The 1,197-nt window shown below is 40.3% G+C and carries 1 protein-coding gene; it reads left to right on the forward strand.

Annotated features, from left to right (window positions below; genetic code table 11):
- The first annotated feature begins 1 nt into the window (after window position 1).
- Window positions 2-1,195, forward strand: a complete 1,194-nt coding sequence (gene tuf / locus KQI68_RS10250) for an elongation factor Tu (protein WP_216550023.1) — start codon at window positions 2-4, stop codon at window positions 1,193-1,195.
- Window positions 1,196-1,197 lie beyond the last annotated feature (2 nt).

Here is a 1,197-nt window from a genome sequence, read left to right on the forward strand (position 1 = left end):
AATGGCTAAATCAAAATTTGAAAGAAATAAACCACATGTTAACATTGGAACAATCGGTCACGTTGACCACGGTAAGACAACACTTACAGCAGCAATAACAAAAACACTACATGACAGATACGGCACTGGAGACTTCATCGATTACTCAAACATCGATAAAGCACCAGAAGAAAGAGAAAGAGGAATCACAATCTCAACATCTCACGTAGAATACGAAACACCAAACAGACACTACGCACACGTAGACTGCCCAGGACACGCTGACTATGTAAAGAACATGATCACAGGAGCAGCACAAATGGATGGTGGAATCCTTGTAGTATCAGCAGCTGACGGCCCAATGCCACAAACAAGAGAACACATTCTACTAGCAAGACAAGTTGGTGTACCAAAGTTAGTAGTATTCCTTAACAAAGAAGACCAAGTAGACGATCCAGAACTAATCGAATTAGTAGAAATGGAAGTAAGAGATCTATTATCAGAATACGACTTTGACGGAGACAACACACCAATCGTAGTAGGAAGTGCATTAAAAGCACTAGAAGACTCATCAGGAGAATGGGGAGACAAAATCATCAAACTAATGGAAGAAGTAGATGCATGGATCCCAACACCAGCAAGAGATACAGAACACCCATTCCTAATGCCAATTGAAGACATCTTCTCAATCACAGGAAGAGGAACAGTAGCAACAGGAAGAGTAGAACAAGGAGTAGTAAAAGTAGGAGACAACGTAGAAGTAGTTGGACTTACAGACGAAAAGAGACAAGTAGTAGTAACAGGTGTAGAAATGTTTAGAAAACAACTAGACCAAGCAGAAGCAGGAGACAACATCGGAGCACTACTAAGAGGTGTACAAAGAGAAGAAATCCAAAGAGGACAAGTACTAGCAGCCCCAGGATCAATTCACCCACATAAAAACTTCGAAGCAGAAGTATATGTACTAACAAAAGAAGAAGGTGGAAGACATACACCATTCTTTAACGGATACAGACCACAATTCTACTTCAGAACAACTGACGTAACAGGAGATATCCAATTAGCAGAAGGAGTAGAAATGGTAATGCCAGGAGACAACTCAACATTTACAGTATCACTAATCACACCAATCGCTATGGACGAAGGACTAAGATTTGCCATTAGAGAAGGTGGAAGAACAGTAGCATCTGGAGTTGTATCTAAAATTTTAGACTAATT

Source organism: Peptoniphilus ovalis, assembly GCF_018919265.1.
Classification (GTDB): domain Bacteria; phylum Bacillota; class Clostridia; order Tissierellales; family Peptoniphilaceae; genus Peptoniphilus_A; species Peptoniphilus_A ovalis.